Annotated in this window: 14 protein-coding genes; 2 read left to right on the forward strand and 12 right to left on the reverse strand. The window is 58.0% G+C overall.

Annotated features, from left to right (window positions below):
* The 3 genes from nsrR to KB892_RS23255 all read right to left on the reverse strand — a co-directional run bounded on the left by nsrR (position 1) and on the right by KB892_RS23255 (position 2175).
* The gene (gene nsrR, locus KB892_RS23245; RefSeq protein ID WP_002885667.1) at positions 1-426 is read right to left on the reverse strand and encodes a nitric oxide-sensing transcriptional repressor NsrR; all 426 of its coding nucleotides are present in this window, start codon (positions 424-426) and stop codon (positions 1-3) included.
* Positions 427-576: 150 nt separating this feature from the next.
* Positions 577-1875 carry an adenylosuccinate synthase gene (locus KB892_RS23250; RefSeq protein WP_002885665.1) on the reverse strand — a complete coding sequence of 433 codons (1299 nt, stop codon included), beginning with the start codon at positions 1873-1875 and terminating at the stop codon, positions 577-579.
* A gap of 102 nt (positions 1876-1977) precedes the next feature.
* Positions 1978-2175, reverse strand: a complete 198-nt coding sequence (locus tag KB892_RS23255; RefSeq protein WP_002885664.1) for a DUF2065 domain-containing protein — start codon at positions 2173-2175, stop codon at positions 1978-1980.
* A gap of 222 nt (positions 2176-2397) precedes the next feature.
* Between KB892_RS23255 and KB892_RS23260 the strand changes: the two genes are divergently transcribed.
* Positions 2398-2688 carry a hypothetical protein gene (locus KB892_RS23260; RefSeq protein ID WP_002885663.1) on the forward strand — a complete coding sequence of 97 codons (291 nt, stop codon included), beginning with the start codon at positions 2398-2400 and terminating at the stop codon, positions 2686-2688.
* Positions 2689-2770: 82 nt separating this feature from the next.
* On the opposite strand, the gene hflC is transcribed toward KB892_RS23260, so the two are convergent.
* From hflC to nnr, 9 genes are all read right to left on the reverse strand, one after another.
* A complete protein-coding gene (gene hflC, locus KB892_RS23265) occupies positions 2771-3775 on the reverse strand; it encodes a protease modulator HflC (RefSeq protein WP_002885662.1) in 1005 nt (334 codons plus the stop codon).
* 2 nt (positions 3776-3777) lie between these two features.
* Positions 3778-5040 carry an FtsH protease activity modulator HflK gene (gene hflK, locus KB892_RS23270; RefSeq protein ID WP_002885661.1) on the reverse strand — a complete coding sequence of 421 codons (1263 nt, stop codon included), beginning with the start codon at positions 5038-5040 and terminating at the stop codon, positions 3778-3780.
* A 65-nt stretch (positions 5041-5105) separates the two neighbouring features.
* The gene (gene hflX, locus KB892_RS23275) at positions 5106-6386 is read right to left on the reverse strand and encodes a ribosome rescue GTPase HflX (protein WP_002885660.1); all 1281 of its coding nucleotides are present in this window, start codon (positions 6384-6386) and stop codon (positions 5106-5108) included.
* Between the two features lie 75 nt (positions 6387-6461).
* Positions 6462-6770 (reverse strand): RNA chaperone Hfq, encoded by a 309-nt coding sequence (hfq, locus tag KB892_RS23280; RefSeq protein ID WP_002885659.1) that lies wholly within the window; start codon positions 6768-6770, stop codon positions 6462-6464.
* A gap of 92 nt (positions 6771-6862) precedes the next feature.
* Entirely contained in the window at positions 6863-7813 is a 951-nt protein-coding gene (miaA, locus tag KB892_RS23285; RefSeq protein ID WP_002885652.1) for a tRNA (adenosine(37)-N6)-dimethylallyltransferase MiaA, read from the reverse strand.
* On the reverse strand, positions 7806-9665 hold the full coding sequence (gene mutL, locus KB892_RS23290; protein WP_004152020.1) for a DNA mismatch repair endonuclease MutL: 1860 nt from the start codon (positions 9663-9665) through the stop codon (positions 7806-7808). Before mutL ends, miaA begins: the two co-directional genes overlap by 8 nt.
* Positions 9666-9675: 10 nt before the next feature.
* Positions 9676-11031 (reverse strand): N-acetylmuramoyl-L-alanine amidase AmiB, encoded by a 1356-nt coding sequence (amiB, locus tag KB892_RS23295; protein WP_004152021.1) that lies wholly within the window; start codon positions 11029-11031, stop codon positions 9676-9678.
* A gap of 16 nt (positions 11032-11047) precedes the next feature.
* A complete protein-coding gene (gene tsaE, locus KB892_RS23300; protein WP_002885589.1) occupies positions 11048-11509 on the reverse strand; it encodes a tRNA (adenosine(37)-N6)-threonylcarbamoyltransferase complex ATPase subunit type 1 TsaE in 462 nt (153 codons plus the stop codon).
* The gene (gene nnr, locus KB892_RS23305) at positions 11502-13013 is read right to left on the reverse strand and encodes a bifunctional ADP-dependent NAD(P)H-hydrate dehydratase/NAD(P)H-hydrate epimerase (RefSeq protein WP_004198690.1); all 1512 of its coding nucleotides are present in this window, start codon (positions 13011-13013) and stop codon (positions 11502-11504) included. Before nnr ends, tsaE begins: the two co-directional genes overlap by 8 nt.
* Before the next feature lie 13 nt (positions 13014-13026).
* Here nnr and queG point away from each other — a divergent pair, with 13 nt between their 5' ends.
* The gene (gene queG, locus KB892_RS23310) at positions 13027-14166 is read left to right on the forward strand and encodes a tRNA epoxyqueuosine(34) reductase QueG (RefSeq protein WP_002885541.1); all 1140 of its coding nucleotides are present in this window, start codon (positions 13027-13029) and stop codon (positions 14164-14166) included.
* Positions 14167-14382 lie beyond the last annotated feature (216 nt).

Below are 14382 nucleotides of genomic sequence, written 5' to 3' on the forward strand. Positions count from 1 at the left end.
TCACTCCACCAGCAATAATTTATAAAGCGGTTGATTCTTCTCAACCAAATCAGCCAGCGTATAGTTATCCAGTTCCTTGAGAAAACTCTGCGCGGCTTCAGCTAGTGCCTGTTTCAGACGACAGGCTGGTGTAATGTGGCAAAACTCGCTGCTGCAGTTGACCAGCGATAAGGGTTCAAGGTCACGCACCACGTCACCGACGCGGATCTGTCCTGCTGGTTTGCCGAGGCGAATGCCCCCGTTCTTCCCCCGCACGGCAGTCACGTAGCCCATGCGACTTAACTGATTGATTATTTTAACCATATGATTACGGGAGACGCCATAGACCTCGGTCACTTCCGAGATACTGGTCATTCGTCCTTCCGGCAGCGACGCCATATAAATCAGCGCGCGTAGTCCGTAATCGGTGAAACTCGTTAACTGCACATAAACCTCAGGGAAAAGAAAACGGGGTATGTCGAGCGACATCATTATTATTGATGATAAACCAGCCAGCGCTCAGGCCGCTAATTTATTTGAAATGGGGCGGGCGAACAGCAAAAACAAGGGCGCCCGAACGGCGCCCCTTGAGAGTGATTACGCGTCGAACGGATCGCGCAGAATCATAGTCTCGGTACGGTCTGGACCGGTAGAGATGATATCCACCGGCACGCCGGTCAGCTCTTCAATACGCTGGATGTAGTTCAGGGCTGCCTGCGGCAGGCCGCTGCGCTCTTTCACGCCGAAGGTGGTTTCGGACCAGCCCGGCATGGTTTCGTAGATAGGCTCGATACCTTCCCAGTTATCGGCAGCCAGCGGAGTGGTGGTCACTTCGCGGCCATCCGGCATACGGTAGCCAACGCAGATTTTCACTTCTTTCAGGCCGTCGAGGACGTCCAGTTTAGTCAGGCAGAAGCCGGACAGGGAGTTAATCTGCACCGCGCGACGGACTGCGACCGCATCCAGCCAGCCGGTACGACGACGGCGGCCGGTGGTGGCGCCGAATTCGTTACCCTGCTTGCAGAGGAACTCGCCAGTTTCATCAAACAGCTCGGTCGGGAACGGACCTGCACCGACGCGAGTCGAGTAAGCTTTAATGATGCCCAGTACGTAATCCACATAACGCGGGCCCAGGCCGGAGCCGGTCGCCACGCCACCTGCGGTGGTGTTAGAGGACGTAACGTACGGGTAGGTACCGTGGTCGATATCCAGCAGCGTACCCTGCGCGCCTTCGAACATCACGAAGTCGCCGCGCTGACGCGCCTGATCCAGCAGGTCGGATACGTCCACCACCATGCTGGTCAGGATGTCGGCAATCGCCATCACATCGTCCAGCACTTTCTGGTAGTCAACCGCTTCTGCTTTGTAGAAGTTCACCAGCTGGAAGTTGTGATATTCCATCACTTCTTTCAGTTTATCGGCGAAGGTTGCTTTATCGAACAGATCGCCAACGCGCAGACCGCGACGAGCGACTTTATCTTCGTAAGCCGGGCCAATGCCGCGACCGGTAGTGCCGATCGCTTTCGCGCCACGCGCTTTTTCACGCGCCACGTCCAGCGCCACGTGATAGTCAAGGATAAGCGGGCAGGCTTCAGAGAGCAGCAGACGCTCGCGAACCGGGATACCACGGTCTTCCAGGCCCTTCATCTCTTTCATCAGCGCGGCCGGAGACAGCACGACGCCGTTACCGATGATGCTGGTGACGTTTTCACGCAGAATGCCTGATGGAATAAGATGGAGAACGGTTTTTTCACCGTTGATTACGAGAGTATGGCCGGCGTTGTGACCACCCTGGTAGCGCACAACATATTTAGCCCGTTCAGTCAGGAGATCGACGATCTTCCCTTTACCTTCGTCACCCCATTGGGTGCCCAGTACGACGACGTTGTTACCCATTTTTCAAAATCACCGTTTGCTTAAAAATGGATTCTACCATCGCTTTTTCAGAGTTACAGCACTTTTTGCATCCAAAATAAGGCAAATCCGACCACTTTTTGATCAGCCAATCGATTTCCTCAACATGTAGTAGATCACAATCCCGGCAACCACAAGTCCGCCGCCAAAACGACGCAATAAATTATCCGGTAGCTGGCTCAGGCTGGCGACCATTTTGCGCCAGGCGCGCGGATAAAGCAGCGGGCCAAGCCCTTCAAGTACTAAAACCAGCGCCAGCGCCAGCCAAATGGTGGAGTTCATCGTCAACCCTAATTGAAAAGTATCATTGCCGCCCTCGCGGGCGTCTCGGCCAGCATGGTGAATTCATTCTCTCATTTCACATTGTCCCGTATTTCAGCTTCATTATGAACCGGAAAGGTGAAACAAAATTCACAACTAATTGTATTGCTGGATATTTTTTAAATTGTAACTATGCCATCGCGTACTACAACCCGGTACGTCTACTTAATCAGGAAGATTATGATGAGAGAATTAACCGCATTTGAAATCGAAAATGTGAGCGGCGCAGGCTGGTTACAGGATGGTCTGGCGGCCTTAGGCAGCAAGGTCGGCGCAGCCGCATGGACGATGGGCACTGATGCCCTGAGCATTAACCTGCCACTGCTTGGCACCCTCAATCTGGCCGACCTGGCGCCGGACCTGGGCAAAACCCTGGGCGAAAGCGTTGGGTCGACTATCGGCGGCACCATCGAAAGTGCGCTGGCAGGCCTGCCGGTGATCGGCGGCCTGCTGAACAAGCTACTCGGCAACTAATTCCCGCCCTCGCAGCATGAAAAAAGGCGCCTGTTTCAGGCGCCTTTTCGCATTATTACTTCAGGTTTACACCTTCTCCGGCTTATTTACGCGCCGAATCCGGTGAACGCATATAGCGGAAGAAATCGCTGTCCGGACTCAGGACCATCACATCCTGATTGCTCTGGAAGCTCTTCTCATAGGCACGCAGGCTACGGATAAAGGAGTAGAAGCCTGGATCCTGGCTGAACGCGTCGGCAAACAGTTTCGCTGATTCCGCATCACCTTCACCACGCAGGATACGGCCCTGGCGCTCGGCTTCCGCCAGCGTCTTGGTGACTTCATAGTCCGCAGTCGCGCGCAGTTTTTCCGCCTCTTCCTGACCCTGTGAACGATGGCGACGAGCAACCGCTTCACGCTCCGCGCGCATACGGTTATAAATCGCTTCCGACACTTCTGCCGGCAGGTTGATCTGTTTGATACGTACGTCGACAACTTCGATACCCAGCGCCGCCATACTGTTCGGGTTGATCACCTGCACTTTACCGTTGGTTTCGGCTTCCACACGCTCTGCCGCTTTAGCAATCGCGTCGTCAGCCGCCGGGGTGCTAACCTCATCTTCCGTACCGGCCGAACCCGAGTTCAGCGCATCACGCACTTCCAGGGTCAGGCGACCACGGGAGTCGGTGACGATATCTTTCACATCCAGACGACCAATTTCAGAACGCAGACGGTCAGAGAATTTACGCTTCAGCAGTACCTCGGCCTGGGAGACGTCGCCGCCGCCGGTTGCCAGGTAGTAACGGCTGAAGTCGCTGATGCGCCACTTGATATAGGAGTCGACGATCAGGTCTTTCTTCTCTTTAGTAACGAAACGGTCAGCCTGGTTGTCCATGGTCTGAATACGCGCATCCAGCATCTTCACCGATTCGATAAACGGGATCTTGAAGTGCAGGCCTGGCGCATACACCAGCGGCTTGTTTTCGTCGTCGCGCAGAACTTTACCGAAACGCAGCGTGATACCGCGCTCGCCTTCCTTTACGACAAAGACAGACATGTAGAGCACTACCAGCACGATGACAATGATCGCGATAACAGATTTACGCATCGTTATTCCCCCTGACGCTGGTAGTCGTTACGCTGCGCGTTAGCGCGGCGTTGGTCCATAATGCTACCCCCGGTTGAGCTCGAGGTTGATGAGGTGCTGGCGCTGCTTGAGCTGGATGCTGGCGGCAGGCGCAGCAGATCGCTGGCGTCACTACTATCGCTCTTTGCTGCCGGCGCAGCGGCGCCTTTCAGCATCTGATCCAGCGGCAGAACCATCAGATTGCCGTTTTTGCTGTCATTGACCAGCACTTTACGGGTGTGGCTCAGCACTTTTTCCATGGTTTCGATATACAGACGCTCGCGGGTAATTTCCGGCGCGGCTTTGTATTCCGGCAGGATCTTCGCAAAGCGAGCCACTTCACCCTGGGCTTCCAGAACGGTCTGGGTCTTATAGGCGCGTGCCTCTTCGAGGATACGCTGCGCCTGACCATTCGCCCGCGGCTGGACTTCGTTGGTATACGCTTCCGCTTCACGAATGTACTGCTGCTCGTTCTCACGCGCGGCAATGGCATCGTCAAACGCGGCCTTCACCTCTTCCGGCGGACGCGCCGTCTGGAAGTTGACGTCCAGCAGAGTGATACCCATGTTGTACGGGCGAATCGTCTCTTCCAGCTCACGCTGGGTATCGCTACGGATCACGGTACGACCTTCGGTCAGAATGCGATCCATGGTGTATTTGCCGATCACGCCGCGCAGCGCGCTGTCGGTGGCCTGACGCAGACTGTCGTCCGCGCTGGTCACGCTAAACAGATAGCGCTCCGGATCGGTGACGCGGTACTGCACGTTCATCTCAACGCGCACCACGTTTTCGTCAGAGGTCAGCATGACGCCGGAAGCCGCAAGTTCGCGCACCGACTCCACGTTCACCGCCTGAACGTTATCGATAAAGGTCGGTTTCCAGTTCAGGCCAGGCTCAACCAGATGGCTGAACTTACCAAAACGGGTGACCACGCCGCGCTCGGCCTCTTTAATGGTATAGAAACCGCTGGCCGCCCAGATAATCACTGCCGCCGCGGCAACGATGCCGACAATACGCCCGCCCATCGGTCCGCGAGGCCCCTGCGCGCTATTGCCGCCGCCCACTCCGCCCTTGCCGCCGCCGAGCCCGCCAAGTTTTTTACTTAACTTGCGGAAGATATCATCCAGATCCGGCGGCCCCTGCTCGCGACCGCCTTTATTGCCATTTCCCTCAGAGTTGCCGCCAGGTTTGCTGCTCCCCCACGGGTCGCGGTCCTGTCCGTTATTACCGGGCTGATTCCACGCCATGTATATGCTCCATATTTGTTTTTGATATCCCCACAGGGGTCAATATCTTCAGGCAAGCTGCAAGGTTAAACCACATAGTCAACAAGCGTTGGCTCTTGCTTACAGAGGCGCCGCCAGTCAACGATCGGCATGCGCACCTGCAGGCTCACGCTGCCGTCATCCTCCATCCACTCTTTTTCTATCGCCTGAAGCTGATAGAAACGGCTTCTCAGTCGCCCTTCTTTCGGCGGTAAGCGCAGCGTATGCTGGGCCACTTCACCGGAAAGACGCTCCGTTAATGCCTGAAAAAGCAGTGGTACGCCAACCCCGGTCTGGGCTGAAAGCCAGACCCGAATCGGTTTATTTTCATCGTCGCGATCGATGCGCGGTTCAAAATCGTCAAGCATGTCGATTTTGTTCATCACCAGCAGCGCCGGGATCTCATCGGCCTCAATTTCAGCGAGAACCGTATTTACCGCATCAATGTTTTCCTGCACGCGGACATCCGCCGCGTCAATCACATGCAGCAGCAGCGTCGCCTGACGCGTCTCCTGCAACGTCGCTTTAAACGCTGCTACCAGATCGTGCGGCAGGTGGCGAATAAAGCCGACGGTATCGGCCAGCACCGTTTCGCCGACGTCAGGGACGTCAATGCGGCGCAGCGTCGGGTCCAGGGTGGCGAACAGCTGGTTCGCGGCATAGACCTCGGCGGCAGTGATCTGGTTAAAGAGCGTTGATTTTCCGGCGTTGGTATAGCCCACCAGCGACACGGTAGGAATATCGGCTTTCGCACGCGACCGCCGCCCCTGCTCGCGCTGTTTCTCGACTTTTTCCAGCCGCGACAGGATCTGCATGATACGGTTACGCAATAAACGGCGGTCGGTTTCGAGCTGGGTTTCCCCCGGGCCACGCAAACCAATCCCGCCCTTCTGTCTTTCAAGGTGGGTCCAACCGCGGACAAGGCGAGTCGCCATATGGCGCAGCTGCGCCAGCTCGACCTGCAATTTCCCTTCATGGGTGCGCGCGCGCTGGGCGAAAATATCTAAAATAAGACCGGTGCGATCGATAACCCGGCATTCGCACAGGCGTTCCATGTTACGTTCTTGCGCCGGACTCAGGGCATGATCGAAGAGCACGACCGAAGCGCCGGTCGCTTTAACGGCTTCCGCAATTTCGACTGCCTTACCTTCACCAACAAAATACTTCGGGTGCGGTGCTTTACGGCTACCGGTAATCACCTGCATTGCTTCGACACCGGCGGAAGAGGCCAGAGTTTCAAACTCCTGGAGATCTTCCATATCTTTGTCTTGCGAAAAATAGATGTGTACCAGTACCGCCTGCTCACCGGCGTCATAACGGTCAAACAAGCGTAAACCCCTTATAAAATACCAGCGGGGAACGCAGAAAACCTGGCTCCCCGGCGTGGAAAAACAGCACTGGCCTTATTCGGCGTCGTCGCTGTCTTGTTGCGGCGCAGAAGAACCCTGCGCGCTACCACCGTGGTGATAGTTACTGGAACCGCCGCCAGCATTGTTGCTGTGGTGAGACACCGGGCGAGACGGGACAACAGTAGAAATTGCGTGCTTATAGACCATCTGGCTGACCGTGTTCTTCAACAGGATCACGAACTGATCGAAAGACTCAATTTGCCCTTGCAGCTTGATACCATTCACCAAATAAATAGAAACCGGAACGCGTTCCCGACGCAAAGCGTTCAGGAACGGATCTTGTAAAGATTGCCCCTTAGCCATTCTCTCTTTTCCTTATATGTATGCTTGTTTTGTACTCAGAACCTTACGATTCTCAAAAAAAATTACGCACGATACCGTTTAATTGTACACGTTCAGTTCTGGCTCGCACCAACAACCTGTAATACTTTGTTGAGCGCTTGTTCAGGTTGTTCACTGTCTAACCAGTGCACACCTTCCCAACCGCGCAGCCAGGTGACCTGACGTTTGGCTAACTGTCTCGTGGCGCAAACACCTCGATAAACCATCTCATCATACGGGATCTCGCCATTGAGATATGACCACATCTGGCGGTATCCGACACAACGGATGGAAGGCATGTCCGTATGCAAATCTCCGCGGGCAAAAAGCGCCCGTACTTCTGCTTCAAAACCTGAAGCTAACATCTGATGAAAACGCTGTTCTATGCGTTGATGGAGCAGTTCACGGCTCGCCGGGGCGATGGCGAACTGATGCACCTGATATGGCAGAGCGTCTCCTGACGTTTGCGTCAGTTCCGTTAAAGTTTTACCCGAAATGAAAAAAACTTCCAGTGCCCGGGAAAGCCTTTGCGGATCATTTGGATGAATACGCGCAGCAGCCACGGGATCGATCTCCTGTAATTGCTGATGTAACGCATTCCACCCCTGCTCTGCGGCCTGCTGCTCAATCCGCGCTCTGACCTCTGGGTCAGCCGACGGTAAGGGCGACAATCCTTCCAGCAACGCTTTGAAATACAACATCGTTCCGCCGACTAACAGCGGAATTCGCCCGGCGGCGACAATATCCGCCATCGCCGCCAGCGCATCGCGGCGAAAATCCGCCGCGGAATAGGCCTCCGCAGGATCCAAAATATCCAGCAGCCGATGCGGCGCAGCGCTAAGCTCCGCAGCATCCGGTTTGGCGGTGCCAATATCCATTCCCCGATAAATGAGGGCGGAATCAACGCTAATCAACTCTACTGGCAAAACTTTACGTAAGGCTATCGCCAGCGCGGTTTTGCCGGAGGCCGTCGGGCCCATTAAAAAAATTGCCTTGGGCAGGCTCGCCTCGGTTACATCATTCATCTTTCAGGGCATTCATCGCCGAATGGAGATCTACAGGTTGTAACAGGCCACCCGGCGGCGTTCTCACCAGCTGCGGGCAAAGACGCTCAACGTCCGCCAGCAGCGCAATCGCCTGCGCCATATTCCATGACGTCTGTTCGCTCGTCAGATTACGCGCCATCCATTGGGCGATATTGCCGACGTCGAATGCGTTTTGCTGCGCCAGGTAGCCTATCAGTTCAGGAATCAAGATTTGTAAATTTTGTTGTCTTAAGGGTAAAGGGACCGCGCGCACCGTCACGTGCAGGGCATCGGTATGCACATCGATCCCTAGCTGCGCCAGCGCCGGCTGAGCGGCGGCCAGCGCCTGCTTTTCCCCTTCCGTAACTTTTAACCGCAGCGGGATCAGCAGCGGCTGAGCACATACCGCCTCCGCTCCCGGGGTCAACTGCGCCTGGCGCAGCCAGCGCTCGGCAACGGTCAACGACAGCAGCGCCAGACCGCCCTCGCGCTCCAGCAGCGCGCAGTCGCCGCCAACAATCGTCAGCACTCTGCCAAAGCTCTGACTGTGACCGGCCAACTCTGCCGCCGCCGGAGGCTGCAACGCTGGCTTTGGCGCCGTTGGCGTGTCGAGCAGTTGACGATAAAGCGCTCCCTGCTGCTTCTGGTAACCCGGCTGCGCATGCGGCCAGCTCGCGCCGCCCGGTTTGCCGCTGGAGGCCGCAGGCTCACGCGATGGCGTGATGCTGAAGCGGGTCGCAGGTTCCCGCGCTTCCGCTGGCCGCGCAAACTGGTTGCCTCCCGCGGCGATGCGGTTCTCCGGCATCGGGCGCGGCGCCGGCGGGTCGTCTTTTTCCGCCAGCGGCGCGTCAAGCTGCTGCTGCAGTACGCTCAGTACGCCCTGGTAGATAAAGTCGTGCACCAGGCGCGACTGATGGAAACGCACCTCATGCTTGGCCGGGTGGACGTTTACATCCACCTGATGGGGATCGATCTCCAGATACAGCACAAACGCCGGTTGCTGATCGGCCCCTAACTTGTCTTCACAGGCCTGGCGGATAGCATGGTTGATCAGCCGATCGCGCATCATCCGCCCGTTAACGTAGCAATACTGAATTTCCGCCAGCGCCGGGGTGGTATGCAGCGGATCGGCGACCCAGCCGCGCAGGGTCAGATCGCCATGCTGCCACTCGATCGCCAGCGCATGTTCGAGAAAAGCGGCGCCGCAAATTGTCCCCAGCCGGCGCTCGCGCTGGCCATCCTGAGCGACGGCCCGATACTGGCGCATCACCTTGCCGTTATGGCTGAGGTTGATAGTGACGTCGAAGCGCGCCAGCGCAATGCGGCGCACCACCTCGTCAATGTGGCCGAACTCGGTCTTTTCGGTGCGCATAAATTTGCGCCGCGCCGGGGTGTTATAGAACAGATCGAGGACTTCCAGAGTGGTACCGACCGGGTGCGCCGCCGGCTTCACCGTCACCGCCTGATCGCGGCCTTCAGCATACGCCTGCCAGGCTTCCTGCTGCTCCGCCGTGCGCGAAGTCAGCGTTAAGCGCGCCACCGAACTGATACTGGCCAGCGCTTCGCCGCGAAAGCCGAGGCTGATAATGGCCTCCAGATCGTCAAGCGAGGCGATCTTGCTGGTCGCATGACGAGCCAGGGCCAGCGCCAGCTCGTCTTTTTTGATGCCGCTGCCGTTATCGCGGATGCGAATGAGCTTCGCGCCGCCGCGTTCGATATCAATGTCAATCCGCGTGGCGCCCGCATCAAGACTGTTCTCAACCAGCTCTTTCACCACCGACGCGGGCCGCTCCACCACCTCGCCGGCGGCAATCTGGTTGGCGAGCTGCGGCGGCAGAACCTGAATCGGCATCCCCTGCTCCTTAGTTAATCAACATCCCGCCCGGCGCCGCGGCGCTGGCGGTCTGCGCCGCCTCGCCGCGAGGCGCCGACTGCAGCGGATGCTGCATAAAGTAGTTGCGTAAGCCGTTATAAATCGCCTCCGCAATCTGCTCCTGGTAATCATCGCTCCCCAGCAGCCGCTCTTCGCCGTTGTTACTGATAAAGCCCGTTTCCACGAGGATCGACGGGATATCCGGCGAGCGCAGCACTCCAAGGCTGGCATGCTCCGGGCGGCGTTTGTGCAGGTTGCCAATACGCTGCAGCTGGCTCAGCACGTTGGTCGCCACATCGTAGCCGACGCGCTGGGAATGACCAAACTGCAGATCCAGCACCGCCTGGCTCAGGTAGGGGTCGGCCTGGCTGTTTGCCAGCACATCGCCCGCCCCGCCGAGCAGTTCAGACTGCTTCTCATGCTGCTCCAGCCAACCGGCCATTTCGCTGTTGGCGCGACGGTTCGAGAGCACCCACACCGAGGCGCCGGTGGCATCGCGGTTTGGCGCGGCGTCAGCATGGATAGAGACGAGGAAATTGGCGTTTTGCTTACGCGCCACGTCAGAGCGGCCCATCACCGAAATAAAGTAATCCCCGTCGCGGGTCAGCACCGGCTTAAACTGCGGATCGGCGTTCAGTAACGCCCGCAGCTTGCGCGCAATAGCGATAGTCACGTTTTTCTCTTTGGTGCCGTTCGGGCCAATCGCGCCGGGATCCTGGCCGCCGTGCCCGGCATCAATGGCGATAATGACTTTATCATCCGCCGACACCGTGCGGGCCGCCGGGCGAGTCACGGTCTGATTGTTGGTCATCGCCGGCTGAGAGGAGGTCATCACCGTCTGCCGTTCATGACCCGACGAGCTGAACGGGTTACGCCCTGACGTCGTCGTCCGGGAAGGCATCACCGGCGGCGGGTCGGCCCGTTTCACCACCACGGGCGGCGGAGGCGGCGGCGGCGGCGCGTCGGCGTTGATGGTAAAGACCACCGTGTAATTCGCCCCGTTCTGTTGCTTCACCGCCCGGGTTTTGCCATCTTCCGTCAGATCCACCAGCAGACGCAGCGTCTGCGTATCCTGCGGCGTGCCGGCGCGAATACTCTTCACCAGGTTGCTGCCGCTAAACTGCAGCGGTAGTCCCTGCAATACGCCGGTCTGCTTGATATCCAGCGCCACCAGACGTTTACCCTGTGGGGTAAAGGAGTACTCCGGCTCACCGACAAAGCTTAGGGTAATACGGGCCTGCTGGTCTCCGTTAGAGACCTGGATATCGGATAAACTCGCCGCAGTGGCGTGAAGACTCGACAGCATCAGCGCAGCGGCAAGCCAGGTGGTTATGCGATACTTCATCCCGTCATCCTTCAGGCTAAAAGGCTAAACGCGCCAGTAAAGATTCACCCCGTGAGGAGATCGCGGTAATACGCGCCTCACGCCCTTGTGCCTGGTAATCAAGGTGAATTTCAACATCCGGGTCAGGCAGGACACCTGCGCCTTGCTGCGGCCATTCCACCAGGCAGATGGCATCGTCGGCAAAATAATCACGGATCCCCATAAATTCGAGTTCCTCAGGATCCGCCAGACGGTAGAGATCGAAGTGATACACCATCAGGTTCTCGAGGGTATAGGGCTCCACCAGGGTATAAGTTGGGCTTTTGACATTGCCGCGGTGACCGAGCGCCTGCAAAAAGCCGCGGCTGAAGGTCGTTTTCCCCGCGCCTAAATCACCATACAGATAAATCACGGTGGCGCCGGTACAGGCCTGCGCGATGCGGTCGCCAAGGGCCAGCGTGGCCTGCTCATCGGGTAAAGGAATCACTCGGTTAATCATGGTCTACGTCAATCACATCCGGGTTAACAACACGCCTGAGCGTGGAAAAGAGATCGGTCGCCAGCATGCCGCGGGTGCCCTCGCGGGCGGCCAGTCGGTCGGCGGCATCACCATGAGCGACGCACCCGGCACAGGCAGCATCATACGGCGTCAGGTGCTGTCCTAACAACGCGGCGATGATGCCTGTGAGCACATCGCCCATCCCGCCGCTGGCCATCCCGGCATTGCCGGCATCGATAATGCCCATCGCCCCGCTTTCACTGGCCACTACCGTGCCCGCGCCTTTCAGCACAACCACGCCGCCATACCGTTTTACCAGACGCTGCGCAGAAAGTAAGCGATCGCTTTCAATTTCTGCCACGCTGACGTTCAGCAGACGGGCCGCTTCGCCGGGGTGCGGCGTTAGCACGCGATTGTGACGTTTATCGGGATTGAATGCCAGCAGGTTCAGCGCGTCGGCGTCCCAGACCATCGGTTTGTTAAAACTTTCCACCGTCCGCAGGGCGCTGCGTCCCCATTCGCGCTGCCCCAGGCCAGGGCCAATCGCCACCACATCAGCCCACTCCAGCGCGGCTTTCAGAGTCTGCGGCGTCAGTTCATCTACCATTAATTCCGGCCGCACGGTGACAATGGGCGCCACGTTCTCCGGGTGAGTAAGTACTCGCACCAGTCCCGCGCCGCTGCGCAGGGCCGCTTCACCGCACATACGGATAGCGCCTGCCGTGCCGCGATCGCCGCCGACAATCACCAGCTTGCCGTGATCGCCTTTATGGGAGGTGGCCCGCCGCGGCGGCAGCCAGTCGGCGAGGTGGGCGGCGCAAAACCGCGTCAGAGGAGTGCTTTGTCCGGCGAGCCAGCGTTCGAGCCCCAGCGCATGATGGTGGAGTTGCCCGACGACATCCCGCGCCTTGCCGGTCAGCAGCCCCGGCTTGAGGGCGATAAAGGTCAGCGTATGGTCGGCCTGTACCACTGCACCTGGCGTCGCGCCCGTCTGCGCATTCAGGCCGGAAGGGATATCCAGCGCCACCACCGGCGCCGGGTGGTGGTTCGCCTGGTGGATGAGCGCCGCAACGGGATCGCGCGGCGCACTGCGCAGACCGGTGCCGAGCAGGCCATCAATAATCAGTGAGATATCGTCGGGCCATGGGATGGTCGCCGCATGGATCACGCCGCCGGCGTTAAGCCACGCCTCCCGCGCCGCCTGCGCCTCTTCCGGCAGCGGGCTGTCACTCTCCACCGCCAGCAGCGTCACCCGCCGCCCCGCGGCCTGTGCCAGACGCGCAACGACATATCCGTCGCCGCCGTTGTTGCCATGTCCGCAGAGGATCAGCCAGTGCGCGCTGGCAGGATAAGCACAGCTGGCCAGCTGGAACGCCGCCTCGCCCGCGCGCTGCATGAGTTCGAACAGCGTCAGCCCCAGGCTGTCCGCCGCCTCTCGTTCGGCCAGGCGCAGCGCCTCCGCAGGCCAAATGTTGTATGGTATACTGTCAGGGTTTTTCGTCATTGTATGGTCCATCATGTCACAGCCCCTCGATCTCGTTCAGTTAGCGCAACAAATCAAACAATGGGGCACAGAGCTTGGGTTCCAGCAGGTGGGGATCGCCGATACCGACCTCAGCGCCAGTGAACCCAAACTGCAGGCATGGCTGGATAAACAATACCACGGCGAAATGGAATGGATGGCCCGTCACGGTATGATGCGCGCCCGTCCCCACGAACTGCTGCCCGGTACGTTACGCGTCATCAGCGTGCGGATGAACTATCTGCCCGCTAACGCCGCCTTTGCCCGCACCCTGAAAGATCCCACGCTGGGTTACGTCAGCCGTTATGCCCTCGGGCGTGATTATCATAAGCTGCTACGTAATCGCCTGAAAAAGCTGGGGGAGAAGATTCAGGAACAGTGTGCTTCGCTCAATTTTAGACCTTTTGTCGATTCCGCGCCTATCCTGGAACGGCCAATCGCAGAAAAAGCGGGCCTTGGCTGGACAGGTAAGCACTCACTAATCTTAAGCCGCGACGCCGGATCGTTCTTTTTCCTCGGCGAACTGCTGATTGATCTGCCCCTGCCGGTCGACAGCCCGGTTGCGGAGGAGTGTGGGCGCTGCGTCGCCTGCATGACCATCTGTCCCACCGGGGCCATCGTTGAGCCCTATACCGTCGACGCCCGGCGCTGCATCTCCTATCTCACCATTGAACTGGAAGGTGCAATCCCCGAGGAGTTCCGTCCACTAATCGGCAACCGTATTTACGGTTGTGATGATTGTCAGCTGATCTGCCCGTGGAACCGTTTCTCACAGCTCACCGATGAAGAGGATTTCAGCCCACGCAAAGCGCTGCATGCCCCGCTGCTGGTGGAGCTGTTCGCCTGGAGCGAAGCGTGGTTTCTGAAGGTGACCGAAGGGTCGGCGATTCGTCGCATTGGCCACCTGCGCTGGCTGCGTAATATCGCCGTCGCGTTGGGCAATGCGCCCTGGGATGAAGCCCATCTTCGCGCCCTGGAGAGCCGCCGGGGCGAGCACCCGCTTCTCGACGAACACATTGAGTGGGCGATTGCCCAGCAACTGAAAAAGCGGAACGCCGACGCCGTTGAAGTACAGCTGCCGAAAAAATTACGTCTGGTCAGAGTGGTAGAGAAAGGCTTGCCGCGCGACGCCTGATTCATTCACAGGCTGTGAATAAAATCTAAAACACATTGCGTTTCAAGGCGCAGACCAAGGTCAAGTGATCGGATTAACATTTTGAAATGAAATTTATTTGTTAAATTTCAATCACATACAAAGATACTATTTACAAAGCGAAGCATTTGCGCCGCCAGTGACGGAACGATAACCTGTGGATAACTCTGTTCACAGTATTTCTGAGGACCAAACGAA

It is taken from the genome of Klebsiella sp. P1927 (assembly GCF_018204675.1).
Lineage (GTDB): Bacteria > Pseudomonadota > Gammaproteobacteria > Enterobacterales > Enterobacteriaceae > Klebsiella > Klebsiella pneumoniae.

Coding starts and splice junctions, on each gene's coding strand:
- KB892_RS23260 (WP_002885663.1), top strand. CDS start 2,398: ATGAGAGAATTAACCGCATTTGAAATCGAAAATGTGAGCGGCGCAGGC.
- queG (WP_002885541.1), top strand. CDS start 13,027: ATGTCACAGCCCCTCGATCTCGTTCAGTTAGCGCAACAAATCAAACAA.
- KB892_RS23250 (WP_002885665.1), bottom strand. CDS start 1,875: ATGGGTAACAACGTCGTCGTACTGGGCACCCAATGGGGTGACGAAGGT.
- hflK (WP_002885661.1), bottom strand. CDS start 5,040: ATGGCGTGGAATCAGCCCGGTAATAACGGACAGGACCGCGACCCGTGG.
- hflC (WP_002885662.1), bottom strand. CDS start 3,775: ATGCGTAAATCTGTTATCGCGATCATTGTCATCGTGCTGGTAGTGCTC.
- nnr (WP_004198690.1), bottom strand. CDS start 13,013: ATGACGAAAAACCCTGACAGTATACCATACAACATTTGGCCTGCGGAG.
- KB892_RS23255 (WP_002885664.1), bottom strand. CDS start 2,175: ATGAACTCCACCATTTGGCTGGCGCTGGCGCTGGTTTTAGTACTTGAA.
- mutL (WP_004152020.1), bottom strand. CDS start 9,665: ATGCCGATTCAGGTTCTGCCGCCGCAGCTCGCCAACCAGATTGCCGCC.
- amiB (WP_004152021.1), bottom strand. CDS start 11,031: ATGAAGTATCGCATAACCACCTGGCTTGCCGCTGCGCTGATGCTGTCG.
- hfq (WP_002885659.1), bottom strand. CDS start 6,770: ATGGCTAAGGGGCAATCTTTACAAGATCCGTTCCTGAACGCTTTGCGT.
- miaA (WP_002885652.1), bottom strand. CDS start 7,813: ATGAATGATGTAACCGAGGCGAGCCTGCCCAAGGCAATTTTTTTAATG.
- tsaE (WP_002885589.1), bottom strand. CDS start 11,509: ATGATTAACCGAGTGATTCCTTTACCCGATGAGCAGGCCACGCTGGCC.